The sequence below is a fragment of the Dietzia cinnamea NBRC 102147 genome (assembly GCF_001571065.1).
GTDB classification, from domain to species: Bacteria; Actinomycetota; Actinomycetes; order Mycobacteriales; family Mycobacteriaceae; genus Dietzia; species Dietzia cinnamea.
Genome location: NZ_BCSW01000004.1, coordinates 31,722 through 49,425 on the forward strand (window position 1 = coordinate 31,722; position 17,704 = coordinate 49,425).

Annotated in this window: 13 protein-coding genes and 1 pseudogene; 6 read left to right on the plus strand and 8 right to left on the minus strand. The window is 71.9% G+C overall.

Going from position 1 to position 17,704, the window contains the following annotated elements; all coding sequences use genetic code 11:
- Positions 1 to 74: 74 nt before the first annotated feature.
- The gene (locus DCI01S_RS02720) at positions 75 to 1,940 is read right to left on the minus strand and encodes an NTP transferase domain-containing protein (RefSeq protein ID WP_061227828.1); all 1,866 of its coding nucleotides are present in this window, start codon (positions 1,938 to 1,940) and stop codon (positions 75 to 77) included.
- Positions 1,937 to 2,524, minus strand: coding sequence for a TetR/AcrR family transcriptional regulator (locus DCI01S_RS02725; RefSeq protein WP_109148624.1), 588 nt, complete (start codon positions 2,522 to 2,524; stop codon positions 1,937 to 1,939). Before DCI01S_RS02725 ends, DCI01S_RS02720 begins: the two co-directional genes overlap by 4 nt.
- A 101-nt stretch (positions 2,525 to 2,625) precedes the next feature.
- Here DCI01S_RS02725 and DCI01S_RS02730 point away from each other — a divergent pair, with 101 nt between their 5' ends.
- The gene (locus DCI01S_RS02730; RefSeq protein WP_244881628.1) at positions 2,626 to 4,284 is read left to right on the plus strand and encodes an MFS transporter; all 1,659 of its coding nucleotides are present in this window, start codon (positions 2,626 to 2,628) and stop codon (positions 4,282 to 4,284) included.
- Here DCI01S_RS02730 and fdhD read toward each other — a convergent pair.
- The 4 genes from fdhD to cysK form a co-directional block, all read right to left on the minus strand.
- A complete protein-coding gene (gene fdhD, locus DCI01S_RS02735; RefSeq protein WP_082767611.1) occupies positions 4,229 to 5,050 on the minus strand; it encodes a formate dehydrogenase accessory sulfurtransferase FdhD in 822 nt (273 codons plus the stop codon). The two genes, DCI01S_RS02730 and fdhD, sit on opposite strands and share 56 nt — an antisense overlap.
- Positions 4,998 to 6,341: a glycosyltransferase 87 family protein gene (locus DCI01S_RS02740; protein ID WP_061227831.1), complete on the minus strand. Its 1,344-nt coding sequence runs from the start codon at positions 6,339 to 6,341 to the stop codon at positions 4,998 to 5,000. Before DCI01S_RS02740 ends, fdhD begins: the two co-directional genes overlap by 53 nt.
- A gap of 83 nt (positions 6,342 to 6,424) precedes the next feature.
- Entirely contained in the window at positions 6,425 to 7,009 is a 585-nt protein-coding gene (gene epsC, locus DCI01S_RS02745; protein WP_109148625.1) for a serine O-acetyltransferase EpsC, read from the minus strand.
- A 23-nt stretch (positions 7,010 to 7,032) separates the two neighbouring features.
- Positions 7,033 to 7,968: a cysteine synthase A gene (gene cysK, locus DCI01S_RS02750; protein WP_007629536.1), complete on the minus strand. Its 936-nt coding sequence runs from the start codon at positions 7,966 to 7,968 to the stop codon at positions 7,033 to 7,035.
- A 173-nt stretch (positions 7,969 to 8,141) separates the two neighbouring features.
- Here cysK and DCI01S_RS02755 point away from each other — a divergent pair, with 173 nt between their 5' ends.
- Positions 8,142 to 9,950: an AMP-dependent synthetase/ligase gene (locus tag DCI01S_RS02755; protein WP_061227833.1), complete on the plus strand. Its 1,809-nt coding sequence runs from the start codon at positions 8,142 to 8,144 to the stop codon at positions 9,948 to 9,950.
- Between the two features lie 61 nt (positions 9,951 to 10,011).
- Here the strand turns inward: DCI01S_RS02755 and DCI01S_RS02760 are convergent, their stop codons facing one another.
- Positions 10,012 to 11,802, minus strand: coding sequence for an AMP-dependent synthetase/ligase (locus DCI01S_RS02760; RefSeq protein WP_061227834.1), 1,791 nt, complete (start codon positions 11,800 to 11,802; stop codon positions 10,012 to 10,014).
- A 136-nt stretch (positions 11,803 to 11,938) separates the two neighbouring features.
- Between DCI01S_RS02760 and DCI01S_RS02765 the strand changes: the two genes are divergently transcribed.
- The 4 genes and pseudogenes from DCI01S_RS02765 (at position 11,939) to DCI01S_RS02780 (ending at position 16,056) form a co-directional block, all read left to right on the plus strand.
- On the plus strand, positions 11,939 to 13,126 hold the full coding sequence (locus DCI01S_RS02765) for a GAF domain-containing protein (RefSeq protein ID WP_156482529.1): 1,188 nt from the start codon (positions 11,939 to 11,941) through the stop codon (positions 13,124 to 13,126).
- 150 nt (positions 13,127 to 13,276) lie between these two features.
- Positions 13,277 to 14,801, plus strand: a pseudogene (exaC, locus tag DCI01S_RS02770) (acetaldehyde dehydrogenase ExaC).
- Positions 14,801 to 15,349, plus strand: a complete 549-nt coding sequence (locus DCI01S_RS02775) for a DUF779 domain-containing protein (RefSeq protein ID WP_082767612.1) — start codon at positions 14,801 to 14,803, stop codon at positions 15,347 to 15,349. The pseudogene exaC and the gene DCI01S_RS02775 overlap by 1 nt, the downstream one beginning before the upstream one ends.
- Before the next feature lie 74 nt (positions 15,350 to 15,423).
- A complete protein-coding gene (locus DCI01S_RS02780; RefSeq protein ID WP_061227836.1) occupies positions 15,424 to 16,056 on the plus strand; it encodes an HD domain-containing protein in 633 nt (210 codons plus the stop codon).
- 58 nt (positions 16,057 to 16,114) lie between these two features.
- Here the strand turns inward: DCI01S_RS02780 and DCI01S_RS02785 are convergent, their stop codons facing one another.
- Entirely contained in the window at positions 16,115 to 17,692 is a 1,578-nt protein-coding gene (locus DCI01S_RS02785; RefSeq protein WP_061227837.1) for an FMN-binding glutamate synthase family protein, read from the minus strand.
- Positions 17,693 to 17,704 lie beyond the last annotated feature (12 nt).

A 17,704-nucleotide genomic window follows, 5' to 3' on the forward strand; every position in this document is an offset into this window, starting at 1 on the left:
CGACGCTGAGGGCGGCGCGGACCCGGCCCGCGCCCGCCCCGCGCCGCCCCGCGCCCGCGCCCGCCCGCCCGGTGTCAGATCCAGTCGACGAGCTCCACACGGCCGCCCGAGCCCGAGCCCGCCCCTGAGCTCGCAACCGTCCCCGCGTTCCCGCCCTCGGGTACCACGGCGAGTGCGGGGGCGCCCGCGAGATCGGCGAGATGGGCGGTGCGGACGCGGTCGGCGAGCCGCCAACCCCCGGTGCCGACGGGCCAGGCGGGCAGGATCCGCGCGCGGTTCGGATTCGCCACGTCGGCCAGCCCCGCCAGCCCCGCCAGTTCGGCGGTCACCGGCGTGCGCTGCCGGCCGGTGAGCGCGTCGACCAGGGCCCGACCCGTGGTGGCGGCCGCGCACACCGCCGCAAGTGGATTTCCGGGCAGCGCCAGCAGAACGCGCCCGTCGGGCAGCTCCGCGACGAGTTGGGAGCCGCCGGGCCGGACGCGGACCCCGTCGATCACGACGCGCGCCCCCAGCCGCTCGAGCGCCGGCCGCAGGTGATCGGCCACGCCCCGGCCGGTCGCGCCCACCAACACCAGCACGTCCGAACCGGAATCGGAACCACCGAGCAGATCGTCGACCGCCTCGGCCGTGTCCGGGCAGTGGCGCGGCGGGTCCACCGCCCCGAACCCCGCCCGCGCCAGGACCCCGGCGGGCCCGCTCAGCAGCGGCCCCACGGTGTCGCGGATCCGCCCCGACGGCAGGGGAGAAGGCGTGTCCGCGGGCAGGACCTCGTCCCCCGTGGTCACCACCGTCGCCCGCACCGGGCCGCGCACGGACACCCGCTCGACACCTGCTGACACGGCCGCGGAGGCCAGTGCCGCGTCGAGCACCGTGTCGGCCGCGGCCAGCGCGTGCCCGGCCGGCCAGTCCTCGCCGACCGGACGCAGGTCGTCGACCCCGTCGGCGCCGGCCGACGCGGTGATGACAGGGTCGCCCGGGACCGCGGCGTCGCCGGGCACCGCCGTGCCGGAAACCTCTGCGCCGCCCGGGCCGCGAACCTCGACCAGTTCGTGCCGCAGCACGCGGTCGGTGCCGTGCGGGGCGAGCGCGCCCGTCGCGATCCGCGCCGCCGTCCCCGCGGCCAGGGAGGCGGGGGAGCCGTCCCCGGCGCGGCGGGCGGCCCCGGTCAGCCGCCACGGCCCGGGCCCGGCCAGCGCGTAGCCGTCCATTGCCGAGACCGGCCCCCTCGGCATCGGGTCCGCCGCGATCAGCGGCGCCGCGAGAACCGCCCCCACCGCGTCGAGGGGCGGGCGCCCGACCGCCGGCAGTGGTGGCAGCCCCGCCCGCAGGACGGCCCCGACGTGAGTGAGGGCCACGGGTCCGCGTCCGGCCAGGTCGGCCCACGTGTCGACGTCCCGCGCGGGAGCGCCGACGGGGACGCGGACCACCTCCTCGTCGTCGTACAGGGTCCGGACGGCGCGCCCGCCCACGCCGCCGGCGGCCTCCAGGGCGGCCAGGCGCGCGGCGAGGGCGCGGCGGTCCCACGCGGCCAGGAGGAACTGGTCGTGCCCGGCGGCGTCCACTGCGAGCGCTGCGCGCGGGACGCTGACCTCGCCCGCGCCGGTGGTCGAGGCGGCGGGGCGGCGCAGCGCGGCGAGGAGGGCGCGGAGGGTGGCGGCGTCGAGATCGGGGAGGTCACAGGCGACGACGACGACGAGCTCCACCGTCCCCGGCAGTCCCGCCAGCCCCGCGGTGATCGCGGCGACCGGCCCGGAGTGGGGCGGGTCCTCACGGGTGTCACCACCGGGGCCCACGGTGATGACGGACCCGGCCACGGCCCGGGCGGCGCCGACGACACTCTCGATCATCGGCCGCCCCGCCACGGCGACCCGGGCCTTGTCCACGCCGCCGAGGCGGCTCGCGCGCCCGCCGGCCAGCACGATCGCTCCGACGGAGGTCACGCCCGGTCCGCCAGTCGGCCGCGGAGGAAGTCGTCGACCAGCCGCTCGACGTCGGCCGGGGTGAACGCGCGCAGGCCGATCATCCGCGCCAGCACCACCGGTCCGGCGAGCTGCGCCACCGCGAGGTCACGGTCGCCGGGGACGAGGGTGCCGTCGGCCTCCGCGGCGGAGAGCGCCGCGTGCAGCGGCGCCGTGTAGGAGTCCACGACCCCGCGTCGGAGCTGGCCGACCTCGTCGTCCTCCGAGGCGCCGCGGCCCATCGCCAGCCATCCCAGCATCGACTGCTGCAGGGGCGCGTCCTGGATGAGGCGGGTCATCGACGCGCACAGGTGCAGCAGCTGCTCGCGCAGCGGGAGGTCCGTCGGCGGCGGCTCCGGGGCGGGCAGCAATCGGCGGAACGCGGCCGCGATGAGCGAGTCCGTCGACGGGAAGTTGCGGTACAGCGTGGTCCGCGCGACCCCGGACAGCCGGGTGACCGCCTCGACCGTCACCGCCGCCGCGCCGCCTGAGACGAGGAGGTCCGCCGCGGCGTCGAGGAGCTTGTCCCGTGATCGGGCACGGCGGGGGTCGGTCGGGATGGGCATGACCTCCATTGTGGCCCGCCGCGCCGGGAGGGTCGTGCGTTACGGTGGCGGACGAACGATACCGCCGGTATCGTTTTCCGTACCGCTCCCCGGGAGGCTCCGTGCTGGAACTGTCCACCGGACGACGCCGCTGGCTGCTGTTCGTCAACGTCGTCGCGGTCTCGCTGGTCGTGGCCACCATGTCCGCGCTGTACACGTCGCTGCCCGAACTCGCCGTGGCCATCGGCGCCACCCAGGCCGAGCTCACGTGGATCGTCGACGCCTACACGCTCGCGCTGGCCGCGCTCGTGCTCACCGCCGGCGCGCTGGGCGACCGCTTCGGGCGCCGCGCCACCCTCATCGTGGGGCTGGCCCTGTTCACCCTGTCCTCCGCGCTGCCTCTGTGGCTCGACTCGCCGCTCTGGCTCATCATCCTGCGGGCGGTCGCCGGCGTGGGCGCTGCGTTCGTCATGCCGTCGACGCTCTCGCTGCTGACCGCGAGCTTCCCGCCCGAGCGCCGCGGGACCGCCGTCGGTACCTGGGCGGGCTTCGCCGGCATCGGTGGGATCGTCGGACTGATCGGCTCCGGGCTCATGCTGCAGGTGTGGTCCTGGAAGTCGATCTTCGCCGTCTACGCGGTCCTGGGCCTGGTGGTGCTGGTGGCCGCGTTCACGATCGGTGAGTCCGTCGCGTCCCGGCGTGGTCGGCCGGACGTCGCTGGCGCCGTGTTCTCCGCACTGGCCGTCGGAGGGGTGGTGTTCGGGCTCATCGAGGGAGCGCACACGAGCTTCTCGGAGGTCCCCGTCGTCGTCGCCCTCATCACCTCCGCCGTGAGCCTGGCCGCCTTCGTGCTGGTCGAACTCCGAGCCGACGACCCGATCCTCGACGTGCGCTACTTCCGGCGCCGCGGCTTCTCGGCCGGCTCGGTGGCCGTGGGGATGCAGTTCCTCACGATCTTCGGGTTCTTCCTGCTCATCGTGCAGTACCTGCAGCTGGTCAAGGGCTACGACGCGATCGGGGCGTCCCTGTCGCTGGCGCCCATGGTCGTGCCCGTCATGGTGTTCTCCCTGCTCTCGCCCAAGCTCATCGCGGGGGTCGGACTGCGGGCGGTGTCGGTGGTGGGTGTGGGCGCGATCGCCACCGGGATGATCTTCCTCTCGCGGCTGGGCGTCGACTCGAGCTACTGGGACATCCTGTGGCCGATGGTCACCGCCAGTGTCGGCCTGGGCCTGTCAACCGCGCCCGCGACGTCCGCGATCGTCTCGGACATCCCCGCCGACGAGCAGGGCGTGGCCGCGGCGGTCAACGACGCCATGCGCGAGGTGGGGGCCGCGATCGGCATCGCGATCTCCGGCAGCATCCTCGCCGGCCGGTACGCCGCCGACATCGGCGCAGTCCTGCCGGGCGTCCCCGAGCCCGCCCGCGAGGCGGTGGCCGGATCTTTCGCCGGCGCGGTGGAGTTCGGCGAGGTCGCCGGCCCCGTGGCGCAGCCGATCGTCGACGCCGCGGCCGAGATCTTCGCCTCGGGCATCGCCGACGCCCTGCTCGCGCTGGGGCTCGTCACCGCGGGAGCCGCGCTGGTCCTGCTGGTCGTCGCACCCGGCCGCGGGTACGTGCCGTACGGCGAGCGCGCCGAGGCCGCCGGCGACCCGCGACGCGCGACGGTTCCTGGTGACGATGCTCGACCACCGGCCGGCCGACACAGCGGGCCCGCGGGCGGCGCGCTCAGTCCCGGATGCGCTCGGAATGGGCGTACACCGTCGCCCGGTCGCCCCGGCTGAACCCGACGAGGGTCACCCCGGCCTCCTCCGCCAGGTCCACGGCGAGCGAGGACGGTGCGCTCACCGCCGACATCACCGGGATACCGGCCATCGACGCCTTCTGCACGAGCTCGAACGACGCCCGGCCCGACACCTGGAGGACTGTTCCCCGCAGCGGCAACCGGCCCTCGCGCAGCGCCCAGCCCACGACCTTGTCCACGGCGTTGTGCCTGCCCACGTCCTCGCGCAGGCACAGCAGCTCGCCGGTGGCGGAGAACAGCCCCGCCGCGTGGACCCCACCCGTCTTGCCGAACAGGCGCTGGTGGCGGAGGAGTCGCTCGGGCAGCGTCAGCAGCACCTCGGCGTCGACGAGAACCTCCACCGGCTCGGCCGGGAAGTGGGTCGAGCGCCGCACCTCGTCGATCGAGTCCACGCCGCACACCCCGCAGGCGCTGCTCATCGTGGTGGCCCGAGCGGACCGGGGTGTCGGGATGTCCGGCGAGAGGGTCACCGTGAGGGTGTTGTAGTCCTGTTCGGCCCGACCGCTGACGGTGGTGCAATAGCAGATCTCGGGAAGGTGATCGCGATGCCAGACCGCCCCCTCGGAGACCAGGTGCCCGGCGGCGAGGTCCATGTCGTCGCCCGGGGTGCGCATCGTGACGACGAACGGCTGGCCGCCAACCCGGATCTCGAGCGGCTCCTCGACGGCGAGGGTCGTCACCTCCCGCCGTGCGTCACCCCCGGCCAGAACCCGCTGCGCCCGGTGACGAGTCGTCCGTCGTCCCATATCCGCGCAGCCTAGCGCCGTCCGAGCGTGAGCGTCGGAGCAGCAGCGCCGTCAGCACCACCGTGACCAGCCAGACCAGCGGGTAGATGTTGGTGATCACCCCGAACACCACCGGGGGGATGTCGCCCCCGAGCATGAACAACCCGATCGCCACCCACCGGTCGTCGGGGAAGTCGGGGTTGGGGAAGCTCTGCACCCAGGCGGCGGTGGCGGCCCAGAGCAGCGGCGGCAGGAGCCAGAGGTACCAGCGACGGCCGGCGATCGCGTGGTGCACGGCGATGACCAGCAGGGGCACGAACCAGACCCAGTGGTGGCCCCACGAGAACGGCGACACCACGGACATCGTCATCCCGGACAGCGTCAACGCCAGGAGCTGGTGGCCGGCCCGGTGCAGCAGGGCCGCCATCGCCAGCCCGACCCCCGCGGCGATCGCCGCCAGGGCCAGCCAGGCGGCGGTGGGGGCGGCGTCGACGCCGAGTATCCGGGCGACGACCCCGCGTAGCGACTGGTTGGACACCACCGAGTCCTGGGCGATGCGGCCGGACTCGAAGACCGTGCCCGACCAGTAGCGGGCGGCGTCCGAGGGGATCGCGAGGAACCCGACCGCCACCGTCGCGAGGAACGTGGCCACGGAGACCAGGGCGAGGCGCCACCGCCCGGTGACGACCCAGTGCGCCCAGAAGAACGCGGGCGTCAGTTTGATCCCCGCCGCGAGTCCGCTGCCGATACCGGCGGCGTGGCGCCACCGGGCGAAACGGTGGTACGGCCCGATCCGGGACAGGAGATGGTCGGCGAGGACGAGGGTCAGCAGGATGATGTTGATCTGGCCCAGCCAGACGGTGGTGCGGACCGGCTCGAGCGACAGGCTGATCAGGGCCAGGCACAGGGACACCTGCCTGGTGACGGTGTCGGGGGCGTAGTCGAGCGCACGGAACGACATCCGGATGACCAGGTACAACAACCCCAGGGTGAGCACCGTCCAGCCGGCCATCATCAGTGCTTCGGAGAGCAGCGGCAGCGGCTGGAAGAGCAACGCCGAGAACGGCGGGTAGGTGAACGGCATCTCCGCGAAGAAGCGGGCGTTGGGTCCCCACAGCAGGCCCTCGTAGAGGGGCGTGCCGGACCGGGCGGCCTCGGCGCCCCACCGGTACACGTGAACGTCCAGGAAGCTCTGGGTGATGCCCCACCACGGCGTCCGTTCGTCGGGTGCACGCAGGACCATGACCACCGACCCCAGCGCCAGCAGGGCCAGTGGTCCGCGCAGCCAGTAGGTGGTGGGAAGCACTCGCACAGTGGCAGAGCCTAGCCGAGGCCTGGCTCGCGGCCCTCCCTCGCGCGCCGCCGCCGGGTGGTGCCCCGCCGCGCGGGCCGCGGCTAGATGTAGATGGCCGGGTCGATGTAGAACTGCGCGTCGCGCAGCTCCTCCTTGCTCGACTCGGACGGGCGGGCCTGACCGGGGATACCCACGATGATCGAGTTGGCGGGGGCGCTCTTGACGACGACGGCGTTGGCGCCCACCGACGAGTCGTCCCCGATCTCCACGGGACCCAGGATCTTGGCCCCGGTACCCACCGTCACGCGGTCCCCGAGCGTCGGATGCCGCTTGACCTGCTTGAGCGAGACGCCGCCGAGGGTCACGCCGTGGTAGATCATGCAGTCGTCGCCGATCTCGGCGGTCTCGCCGATGACGACGCCCATCCCGTGGTCGATGAAGAACCGCCGCCCGATGGTGGCGCCGGGGTGGATCTCGATCCCCGTGAGGAACCGGGCGAACTGGGACAGGACGCGCCCGGCGGTGCGACCGACGCCGCCGGCGTTCCACAGCCGGTGCGAGAGCCTGTGGAACCAGATGGCGTGGAGGCCGGAATAGACGACGGCGTTCTCGACGTCGCCCCGGGCGGCGGGGTCATGGGCGCGCGCCGCGGCGAGGTCCTCGCGCAGCGTGCGCCAGAACCCCACCGGGCGATCGGACGTCGGCGTCATCAGTCGCGGTAGTCCTCGAACAGCATGGTCGAGACGTAGCGCTCGCCGTAGTCGCACACGATGACGACGATGGTCTTACCGGCGTTCTCGGGACGCTTGGCGATCTCGAGGGCGGCCCACACGTTGGCTCCCGAGGAGATGCCGGCGAGGATGCCCTCCTCCTTGCCGAGTCGCTTGGCGATCTCCAATGAGTCCTCGAGGGTGACGTCGATGACCTCGTCGTAGATCTCCCGGTCGAGGATCTCGGGCACGAAGTTGGCGCCCAGGCCCTGGATCTTGTGCGGTCCGGCCTTGCCCTCGGTCAGCAGCGGCGAGTCCTTGGGCTCGACGGCGACGATGTGCAGGTCCGACTTCTGCGAGCGCAGGTAGTTGCCCGCGCCGGAGATGGTGCCGCCGGTGCCGATGCCGGCCACGAACACGTCGATGTCGCCGTCCGTGTCCTCCCAGATCTCGGGTCCGGTGGTGCGGCGGTGGACGTCCACGTTGGCGGGATTGGCGAACTGGCGGGCCAGGACGGCGTTCTCACGCGTCGCGGCGATCTCCTCGGCCTTGGCCACCGCGCCCTTCATCCCCTCGGAGCCCGGGGTGAGGATGAGCTCGGCACCGTAGGCGCGCATCACGGCGCGGCGCTCGACCGACATGGTGTCGGGCATGACGATGACGGCCTTGAAACCGCGGGCCGCCGCGACCATGGACAGCGCGATACCGGTGTTGCCGGACGTGCCCTCGACGATCGTGCCACCGGGCTTGAGGCCGCCCGACGCCACCGCGTCGTCGATGATGGCCGCGCCGATGCGGTCCTTGACGCTGGCTGCCGGGTTCGCGGACTCGAGCTTTGCCAGGACGGTGGCCTGCAGTCCCTCGGTCAGGGAGTTGAGGCGGACCAGCGGGGTCTTGCCGATGGTCTCGCTGATGTCGGAGTAGATCTGCGCCATGTGGGGGTTCCGTTCTGAAGAATGAACAGGTCTGTCTATTGCGTAGTCTACGTGATATCGCAACCCGGCACGAGGGGGTCCTCCGGATTCGCCGCCGCGATTGCCACGGGCGACCGGCGGGCCGATAATCGACTGCGCTCCATTTCTTCGTCGTCCGAAAGGCCGCATCCGGCATGCGCGAGATCTCCGTCCCGTCCACCCGAACCTTCACCGAGGCCGACCTCATCCCGGTGGTGGCGCGGGGACGGGCCACCACGAACCCGCGGGCCACCCCGTTCGAGTACCACACCGGCGAGAAGTGGCAGGGGCTCTCGAGCGCCGAGCTGCGCGAGCGGGTCGACGCGATCGCCGCCGGGCTCATCGCCTCCGGCGTCGAGCCCGGGGACCGGGTGGCGCTCATGGCCGGCACCCGCCTCGAATGGGTCCTCGTCGACCTCGCGGTCTGGACCGCCGGAGCCATCACCGTGCCGATCTACCCCTCGTCCTCCGCGGGCCAGCTCGAATGGATCCTCGAAGACTCCGCCGCCAAGGTCCTCGTGGCCGAGAACGACGACCACGTCGTCGTCGTCGGAGATACCGCGGTCCCGGACACCTGCACCCGGATCCTCTACCTCGACGACGGCGCCGTGGAGACCCTCGAGGCCGACGGCGAGGCCGTCGAGCCCGCCACCCTCGACGCCGCGCTGGACACCCTCCGGGTGGACGCCCCCGCGTCGATCATCTACACCTCCGGCACCACCGGGCGGCCCAAGGGCTGCGTGATCACCCACCGCAACCTCCTGGCGGAGTGCCACGCGCTGCTCGATCACCCCATCGGGTCCATGGCGCAGGCTGGCAAGAAGTCGCTGATGTTCCTGCCGCTGGCCCACGTGCTCGCCCGCGCCGTGACCTACACCGTCTACCTGGGTGACGCGACCGTCGGCTTCTGGGACGACACCGCCACCCTCCTCCCGCGCTTCGCCGATTTCCGGCCGCACATGATCCTCGGGGTCCCACGCGTCTTCGAGAAGGTCCGCGACGGGATCGCCACGAAGGCCGCCGCCAAGGGCGCGGTGCAGAGGGGCATCTTCGAACGCGCCGAGGCGATCGCCATCGAGGACAGCGTGCGGCGCGGCAATGACGGACTGGACGACGAGCGTCGACCCTCGCTCCTGCACACCGTCCAGTACAAGGCGCTCGACCTGCTCGTCTACAAGTCCATACGCGAGGCGCTCGGCGGCCGGTGCGAGTACGCCATCTCCGGCGGCGGCGCCCTGCCCGACCGCATCTCGCACTTTTTCCGCGGAGTCGGCGTGCCCGTCTACGAGGGCTACGGCCTGACCGAGAGCACCGCCGCCGCCACCGTCAACGGGCCCGGCTGCCAGCGCATCGGCACCGTCGGCCGCCCGGTGGCCGGAACCAGCGTGCGTATCAACGACGCCGGCGAGGTGGAGTTGGCCGGCGACATCATCTTCGACCGCTACTGGAACAACCCCGAGGCGACCGCCGAGGCCGTCGTGGACGGCTGGTTCAACACCGGCGACCTCGGTTCGCTCGACGCGGACGGATACCTGACGATCTCCGGCCGGTCCAAGGAGATCATCGTCACCGCCGGCGGTAAGAACGTCTCGCCGGGGCAGATCGAGGATGCGATCCGCGCGCACCGGCTGGTCGGCCACGCGGTGCTGATCGGCGAGGGCCGCAAGTTCGTCTCCGCGCTGATCACGGTCGACGAGAACGAGCTCGAGGCATGGGCCGCGGAGAACGGCCACGGAGGCAAGCCGGCCGAGGACCTGGTGACCGACCCCGCACTGCAGGCCGAGATCCAGTTCGCCGTGGACGATGCCAACCGGCAGGTCTCGCAGGCCGAAGGCGTCAAGAAGTTCACCGTCCTGCCCCGGGACTTCACCGAGGAGTCGGGGGAGCTGACCGCGACCCTGAAGGTCAAGCGGCACGTGGTGGCCGAGCGCTACGCCGAGCAGATCGAGGACATGTACGCCTGATCGTGCCGAAACGAGAGCGCCCGGAACCCGTCCGGGCCCGGGCGCTCCCACGATCGGTGGATCAGGCGTCGGTGTACAGCGACTCGATCTCGCTGCCGAACCGGTCGTGCACGACGTTGCGCTTGAGCTTGAGGGTGGGGGTGAGTTCGCCGGACTCGACGGAGAACTCGGCCGCGAGGATCTTGAACTTGCGGATGGATTCCGCGCGGGAGACCGACTTGTTGGCCCGGTCCACCGCGTCCTGGACCGCGCCGACCAGCTCGCCGTCCTGCAGCAGGTCCGAGACCTCGCCGGTCTTGCCGTGCCTGTCCCGCCACGCGGGGAACGTCTCCGGGTCGATCGTGACGAGCGCCGCGATGTAGCTGCGGTTGTCGCCCACCACGACGGCCTGGCTGATCAGCGGGTCAGAGGTGAGCAGGTCCTCGAGCTGCGAGGGCGAGACGTTCTTCCCGCCGGCGGTGACGATCAGGTCCTTCTTGCGACCCGTGATGGAGAGGTAGCCGTCGGAGTCGAGCTCGCCGATGTCGCCGGTGTGGTACCACTCGCCGGTCCACGCGGCGGCGGTCGCCTCCGGGTTTCGCCAGTAGCCCTTGAACAGCGTCTTGGCCTTGGCCAGGACCTCGCCGTCCTCGGCGATGCGGATGGTGACGCCCGGGATCGGCGTGCCGACGGTGCCGATCTTGGCCCGGTTGGTCGGGTTGACGGTGAGCACGCCCGAGGATTCGGTCAGGCCATAGCCCTCGAGCAGGTCGAACCCGGCGCCGCGGAAGAAGTGGCCCAGGCGGGCGCCCAGCGGCCCACCGCCCGAGATGATGCGGTCGCATTCGCCGCCCAGAGCGTCGTGCAGCTTCGAGTAGACGAGCTTCGAGTAGAGCTTCTGCTTGACCTTCAGCGCGGCCGACGGCCGACCGCCGTTCTCGAGGGCCTTGGAGTAGTCGATGGCCGTCTGGACGGCGGCCTTGAAGATCTTGGCCTTGGCGCCGCCGGCGTTCTCGGCCTTTGCCGCGGCGGAGTTGTAGACCTTCTCCAGCACGCGCGGCACCGACACCAGGAAGGTGGGGTGGATCTCGCCGAGGCGCTCGATGACCTTGGTGGTGTCCGGCTCGTGCGCCACGGCCACGCGCTTGTAGAAGCAGGCCACCTCCAGGATGCGGGCGAGGACGTGGGCCAGGGGCAGGAAGATGAGGGTCCGACTGTTGGGCACGAACGCGTCCTGGAGTTGCTCCTCGACCGACACGACGACGCCGCCGAACCCGCCGTGCACGATCTCGCAGCCCTTGGGGTTGCCTGTCGTGCCGGAGGTGTAGATGATCGCGCAGGGGTCCTCGTGGCCGGCGACGAGCGAGGCCTTCTCGAGGTCGGCGTCCGAGACGTCGGCGCCGGCCTCGGTGAGCTGGGCGACGAGGTCGTTCTCGATCACGAGGATGTCACCGGACCAGTCGGTGCCGGCGGTGAGCACCTCGCGCAACTCGAGGTCCTCGACGACCGCGACGGTCGCGTCCGAGTTGGTGAGGATCCAGTCGCACTGCGCGGACGAGGACGTCTCGTAGATCGGCACGGTGACCGCGCCGGCGACCCAGGCCGCCCAGGCGATGAGCGACCACTCGTAGCGGGTGTGGCTCATGATCGCCAGTCGGTCGCCGGGCTTCACGCCCCGGGCGATGAGGCCCTTGGCCACGCCCTTGACCTCCTCCAGGTACTGGGCGCAGGTGACCTCCTTCCAGTCGCCGCCGACCAGGCGCAGCACGGCGACGTCGTTCGGCGCCTCCTGTGCGTTCTTGAACACGAGTCTCGACAGGTTCTCGACAGGGAAGGGTTTGGCGGCTGGCGGGGTGGCGAACTCGGTCGTCATCTCGGTCCTTAAATCATGTGTGGCCTGAATCACTGACGATTGTAGAGGGGTCGCCGCCCCCTGTGGCAAGCACCTGTTATTTGGGTTCGTTTATGAGGGTGACGTCATGTTCTGTGACGGTCGTTACACTGGCGTCATGTCGGCGGGGAGGTCAACAGTGGCCAGCGCGATCGTCGCGCAGTCCTGGGAGCGGAGCAGGCGACGGGGGATCGACCCGGATCGGGCGGATCCGCCGGTCGACCTGCAGGGCCCCGACCTGTCCGCGCACCTGGCCGCGCACCGGATGGCGGCGGTGCTGCCCGTCGTCGAGAAGGTGCTGGTATCCGGGGTCATGACCAGCGGCCACCTCGTGGCGGTCGCCGACGCCGACGGCCGGCTCCTGTGGCTGTACGGGGACCGCGGCGTGCGGACGCGGGCGGAGCGGATGGCGTTCGTGCCGGGAGCGCTGTGGAGCGACGACGCGGTGGGGGCGAACGCGCCGGGCCTCGCGCTGCGGCACGACGTCCCCGTGCGGGTGCGTGGTGCGGAGCACTTCCTCGCGCCCGCCCACTCGTGGAGCTGCTCGGCCGCGCCGGTCCACGACCCGGTGACGGGGCGGGTGATCGGCGGTATCGACGTGACCGGTCACGACACCGCGGCCTCGGACGAGGTGCTCGCCCTGGTCGGTGCCACCGCGCTGCTCGCCGAGGCCGAGCTGCGGTCGACCCCGGCCGGCGTGCTCCTGCCCGGGCCGGCGGTGGCGGCGGCGACCGCGCCGCGCCTACTCGAGGTCCTCGGCACCGCCCGTCCGGTGCTCGCCGACCACGGCCCGCTCACCGGTCGTCACGCCGAGATCCTCGTCCTGCTCGCCGCCCACCCCGGTGGGCTGTCCGGCGGAGCGCTGGCCGGGCTCCTCGGCGAGGGGAGGCTCGACGCCGTCAGCGTCCGCGCCGAGATGTCGAGACTGCGCCGCGCCCTGGGGCCGGACGTCATCGGCTCCCGGCCGTACCGCCTGGCACCGGGGGTCGTGGAGACCGATGCCGACCGGGTGGTCGCCATGCTCGACGTCGACGTGGACGCCGCGGTGGCGGCCTACCCCGGTCCGCTCTTGCCGACCTCCTTCGCGCCGGGTGTCGCCGACCTGCGGGAAGAGCTGCACGCCCGGGTCCGCGCCGCCGCGTTGGGCGCGGGATCGGTGCGGGCCCTGCGCGCCTGGACCGCCGGCCCCGGGCGCGAGGACCCCGACGCCTGGCGGACCCTGGGGTCGCTGCCCGACCTCTCCCCGGCGGCGCGGTCCTCGGCCCGCTCCGTGCACCGGGTGTTGGACGACCGGCTGGGGGCCTGAGCGCCTCGTCGTCGTCGCCCCCGGTCCCTCCCTCGCCGCCCCTGCCTCGCCGCGCGGCGTGCAACGTCCGTGCAACCCTCCCGTCGATAGTGTTCTGCATCACAGTCGCCGACCGCAGGGGTCGGCGCGCGCAGACGAGAGGTGCCAGACATGACCGTCTACTCCCAGCCCGGTTCCGCCGACGCGGTGATGTCCTACGAGAGCCGCTACGACCACTACATCGGTGGCGAGTGGGTCGCGCCGGTCAAGGGCGAGTACTTCGAGAACGTCACCCCCCATCACCGGCCAGGTGTTCTGCGAGGTGGGCCGCGGGACGGCCGAGGACATCGAGGCCGCGCTGGACGCGGCCTGGGCCGCTGCGCCGGCGTGGGGTGCGAGCTCCGCCACGGAGCGGTCGCTGGTGCTGCTCCGGATCGCCGATCGCATGGAGGAGAACCTCGAGAAGATCGCGCTCGCCGAGTCGTGGGACAACGGCAAGGCGATCCGCGAGTGTCTGGCGGCCGACATCCCGCTGGCGATCGACCACTTCCGCTACTTCGCCGGCGCGATCCGCGCCCAGGAGGGCGGCATCTCCGAGATCAACGGGGATACCGTCGCCTACCACTTCCAGGAGCCGCTCGGCGTGGTCGGCCAGATCATCCCGTGGAACTTTCCGATCCTCATGGCGGTCTGGAAGCTGGCCCCGGCCCTGGCCGCCGGTAACTGCGTGGTGCTCAAGCCGGCGGAGCAGACCCCGGCATCGATCCTGTTCCTGATGTCGATCATCGGCGACCTGCTGCCGCCGGGCGTGATCAACGTGGTCAACGGCTTCGGCACCGAGGCGGGCAAGCCGCTCGCGTCCAACCCGCGCATCCGCAAGGTGGCCTTCACCGGCGAGACCACCACGGGCCGGCTGATCATGCAGTACGCGTCCGAGAACCTCATCCCGGTGACCCTCGAACTCGGCGGCAAGAGCCCCAACATCTTCTTCGAGGACGTCATGGACGCCGATGACGACTTCCTTCAGTCCGCGCTCGAGGGCTTCGCCATGTTCGGCCTCAACCAGGGCGAGATATGCACCTGCCCCTCGCGTGCGCTGGTGCAGAAGTCGATCATCGATGACTTCACCGACCTCGCGATCGACCGGGTCAGGCAGATCAAGACCGGAAATCCGCTCGACACCGAGACGATGATGGGCGCCCAGGCCTCGACCGACCAGCTCGAGAAGATCCTGTCCTACATCGACATCGGCAAGCAGGAGGGCGCGGACGTGCTCACCGGCGGCGGACGCGCCGAGCTCGACGGCGATCTCGCCGGCGGCTTCTACGTGGAGCCGACGGTCTTCCGCGGCCACAACAAGATGCGCCTGTTCCAGGAGGAGATCTTCGGCCCGGTGCTCTCCCTGAGCTCGTTCACCGATTTCGACGACGCCATGATGATCGCCAACGACACCCTCTACGGTCTCGGCGCCGGTGTGTGGTCGCGCAACGGCACCACCGCCTACCGGGCCGGCCGCACCATCCAGGCCGGCCGGGTGTGGACCAACACCTATCACCAGTACCCGGCCCACGCGGCGTTCGGCGGGTACAAGCAGTCCGGCATCGGGCGCGAGAACCACCGGATGATGCTCGACCACTACCAGCAGACCAAGTGCCTGCTCGTGAGCTACTCGGGTAAGCCGCAGGGCTTCTTCTGATGGACGACGTGTGCGGATTGCCCTCGGGCGGGAGCGTGCGCATCGCGGCACGGGCCCTCCCGCCCGAGGGGGCGCCGGCCGCGCTGCCGGCGCGCGTCGTGGTCACCGAGCCGGCCGCGCAGCTGATCCGCGAGCTGGTCGAGCGCCACGGGCCGGTGATGTTCCACCAGTCCGGCGGGTGCTGCGACGGTTCGGCGCCCATGTGCTACCCGGACGGGGAGTTCCGCGTGGGTCAGCGGGATGTCCTCGTGGGGGAGGTGGACCTGGCGCCGGGCGCCCGGGACGTACCGGCGGGAGACGAAGACGAGGCGCGCCTGAGCTCGTCGTCGTCGTCGACCCGGGTGCGCGTCTGGATCTCGGGCCCACAGTTCGACACCTGGAAGCACACACAACTGGTGCTGGACGCGGTCCCGGGCAGGGGCTCGGGGTTCAGTCTCGAGAACCCGACCGGGAAGCGGTTCCTGTCGCGGGCCCGCACGTTCGACGAGCGCGAACTCGCCGCCCTCGAGGAGTTCCCGCCGGCGACGGGGGCGGACCCGGGGGCGTAGGGGCGGGCCGGCGTCCACGGCCGGGACCGGCCGATCCGGCCTGCCAGGAGCGGCCACGGCGGTAGAGTCCGACCATGGACACGGACCGCACGGCCTCCGCTGACCCCCTCGACGCCACCGTCGAGTTCCTCACCGCCGAGCTGCGTGCTGACCTGCTGCGACGCTGGAACGAGCCGCAGCGGCGGTACCACAACGAGACGCACCTGCGGGCCGACCTGCGGGCGATCGACGCGCTCGAGGCCGACGGGGAGTCGTTCGACGGCACCGAGGTCCGCCTGGCCGCCTGGCTACACGCCGCGGTGTTCGACCCCGCCGGCTCGGAGAACACCGAGAAGTCCGCGGCGCTGGCCGAGCGCGTTCTCGAACCCTCCGCTCCGGCCGCCGAGGTCGCGCGGCTGGTCCGCCTCATGGGCGGGCACCGCGTCGAGCCGGGGGACCTCAACGGCGCGGTCCTCTCCGACGCCGACCTCGCCGTGCTCGGCGCCGACCCCGACACGTATGACACCTACGCCCGCGACGTCCGCCACGAGTACGCCCACGTGCCGGGCGAGCGGTTCGTGGCCGGGCGGATCGGCGCGTTGGAGGGGTTGCTCGACCGTCGCTCGGTGTTCCTCACGCGGGCGGGCCGCGATCTGTGGGAGAAGAAGGCCCACGCCAACCTCAACCGCGAGCTGGGGCTCCTGCGCGCGGGCGTGTCCGAGAGCTGAGCGGCGCCGCGACCCCGGCCGGCCGCTGGTGCGGTCGGTGTCAGTCGCGCACGGTCGGTCAGTCGCGCGGACCGATGCCGGGTGGCGTGACCGCGGCCGTGTACTCCGCGACGCCGGAGGCGACCATGAACTCGGTGATGGCGCGGGCATCGTCCTCGCCCGGCAGTCCCCAGCCGTCCCGGTACCCGTAGACGTCGGCCAGCGTGTGCGCGTCCCGGGTCCCGCGGGCGAGCTCGACGTCGGTCGGCCCGATGAGGCCGGGATGCGGGACCCCGACCGCGCCGGCGACCTTGACGAGCTCGCGGCGCAGTGACCGGATGTAGTTCGAACACCGCACCGCCATCGTCGTGGGATCGACACCGCGGACCAGCCAGGGATTCTGGGTGGCGACCCCCGTAGGGCATCCGCCGGTGTGACATTTCTGCGCCTGGATGCACCCCACCGACAGCATCGGCTCGCGGGCCACGTTGATCATGTCGACTCCCAGCGCCAGCGCGACCACCGCGTTCTCCGGGATACCCAACTTGCCGGACCCGATGAACATGACGTCGTCGGCCAGCCCGGCCTCGGCGAAGACCGAGTAGACGCGCGGGAAGCCCAGGCGGAAGGGCAGGGACACGGCATCGGTGAACACGAGCGGGCCCGCTCCGGTACCGCCCTCTCCGCCGTCGATCGTGATGAAGTCGACGCCACGGTCGCGCGGGACCATCGCGGTGGCGAGATCCTCCCAGAAGCCCATGTCGCCGACCGCCGATTTGATGCCGACGGGTAGTCCGGTGCGGTCCGCGATCTCCTCCACCAGGTCCAGCATCGAGTCGACGTCGTGGAACGCGGTGTGGCGGGAGGGGCTCGCGCAGTCCTCGCCCAGCGGGATCCCGCGGATCGCGGCGACCTCCTCGGTGATCTTGGCTGCCGGCAGGAGCCCGCCGAGCCCCGGTTTGGCGCCCTGGCTGAGCTTGATCTCGATGGCCCGGATCGGGTGCTTCTCGGCGAGGGCCACCAGCTTGTCGATGTCGAAGCGGCCGTCGTCGTCCCGGACCCCGAAATACGCGGTTCCGATCTGGAAGACCAGGTCAGCGCCGTTCTGGTGGTACGGGCTCAGCCCGCCCTCACCGGTGTTGTGCAGGGCCCCCGAGAGGGCGGCGCCGCGGTTGAGCGACTCCACCGCCGGGGCGGAGAGCGCACCGTAGCTCATCGCCGAGATGCTGACCAGCGACTCCGGTCGGTACGCACGGGCGCGACCCCGGGCTGCGCCGAGCACCTTGGCGGGAGGGAGCGGGAGTTGCTGCCCGGCGTGCGGCCCGGCTGACAGCGTGACGTCGCTGAAGGTGCGCTGTTTGACGATCGGGTAGCCCTCGAGGAACTCGATGTCGTTGTCCGTGCCGAAGCCGAACGTGGTCGCCCGGGCCTCGGCGGACTCGTACACCCAGTCGCGCTGGTCGCGGGTGAACGGGCGTTCTTCGTCGTTTCCCGCGACGATGTACTGCCGAAGCTCGGGGCCGATGGCGGTCAGCGCCATCCGGGCGTGGCCGAGGACGGGGAAGGTCCGCAGGACCGGGTAGCGGGTCTGGCGCAGATCGGTGGCCGCGACCGCGGCGAGAGCGGCCAGTGGCGCTCCGAGGAGCCATTTGCGCATGTCGACCTCCAA

Coding starts and splice junctions, on each gene's coding strand:
- DCI01S_RS02785 (WP_061227837.1), bottom strand. CDS start 17,692: ATGCGCAAATGGCTCCTCGGAGCGCCACTGGCCGCTCTCGCCGCGGTC.
- DCI01S_RS02755 (WP_061227833.1), top strand. CDS start 8,142: ATGCGCGAGATCTCCGTCCCGTCCACCCGAACCTTCACCGAGGCCGAC.
- DCI01S_RS02765 (WP_156482529.1), top strand. CDS start 11,939: ATGTCGGCGGGGAGGTCAACAGTGGCCAGCGCGATCGTCGCGCAGTCC.
- DCI01S_RS02725 (WP_109148624.1), bottom strand. CDS start 2,524: ATGCCCATCCCGACCGACCCCCGCCGTGCCCGATCACGGGACAAGCTC.
- DCI01S_RS02780 (WP_061227836.1), top strand. CDS start 15,424: ATGGACACGGACCGCACGGCCTCCGCTGACCCCCTCGACGCCACCGTC.
- cysK (WP_007629536.1), bottom strand. CDS start 7,968: ATGGCGCAGATCTACTCCGACATCAGCGAGACCATCGGCAAGACCCCG.
- fdhD (WP_082767611.1), bottom strand. CDS start 5,050: ATGGGACGACGGACGACTCGTCACCGGGCGCAGCGGGTTCTGGCCGGG.
- DCI01S_RS02775 (WP_082767612.1), top strand. CDS start 14,801: ATGGACGACGTGTGCGGATTGCCCTCGGGCGGGAGCGTGCGCATCGCG.
- DCI01S_RS02760 (WP_061227834.1), bottom strand. CDS start 11,802: ATGACGACCGAGTTCGCCACCCCGCCAGCCGCCAAACCCTTCCCTGTC.